Here is a 912-nt window from a genome sequence, read left to right on the forward strand (position 1 = left end):
CTCCACATATATCTAAATACAACGAACGAGTCCAATTGCTTGGCGTTGATGCAAGTGACCATCAGCTTGTTGAGGCCTTCCAATATATTGACGAGGTGAGGGGAGACACTCCGCTTACCTACTTTGAGTTCGGCACCTTGGCTGCTTTGTACGTCCTCTTTAATGCAGATCTTGATGTCGTGTTGCTCGAAATCGGTTTAGGAGGGCGCTTGGATGCCGTAAATATCGTTGATGCAGATATCTCCGTGATTACTTCAATCGACATTGATCACATTGACTGGCTCGGCGACGATATTCAACAAATAGGCAGAGAGAAGGCTGGTATCCTAAGGAAAGGTCAGCCATTTTTGGCTGGTGAAAACCTTCCTCAAAGCGTCTTTGAATGTGCTGAGAAGCTCGCTTGTCAAACCTTGGTCTGTCATGAAGATTTCTATATTGACGATGACTTGGTGAGTGTTGCCCAGAAAGATTTGAGTAGGTTCAAGTTTCAGGGGTTTCCAAAGCTAAATTTACCCGATAACAATATTCTTCTCGCCTATCAGTTAATCGCTCTATTGCTTGATGGCCGCTCGCTGGATGCCGACTCGGTATATCGAAGCATGTGCAATGTTAAGTTGTCAGGGCGCCTTGAACAGTCTAGCCAAGTAAAAGGCTTATATTTTGATGTAGGCCATAATCCTCACGCAGCAAGGTTCCTAAAGTCCTTTTTGTTAAAAGAGGGTGAGGGAAAAGATAAAATTGAAGTTGTGTTCTCTGCGTTAGCAGATAAAGATGTTCGAGGCGTTGTCGCGGAACTTTCAGAATCTGTGGATCGCTGGCTAATAGCGCCATTGAATGTTGACAGAGCAATGTCTATTGCCGAATTGCAGAGTGTGCTTTCTGAAGTGTCCGATAAGGTTCTTAGCTTCGAGA

The 912-nt window shown here is 44.6% G+C and carries 1 protein-coding gene; it reads left to right on the top strand.

Features of this window, described 5'->3' with window-relative positions:
- Positions 1-35 precede the first annotated feature (35 nt).
- The coding region (locus tag A3735_RS00870; RefSeq protein WP_369820491.1) for a folylpolyglutamate synthase/dihydrofolate synthase family protein at positions 36-912 on the top strand (877 nt) is incomplete at its 3' end.

It is taken from the genome of Oleiphilus sp. HI0061 (assembly GCF_001635675.1).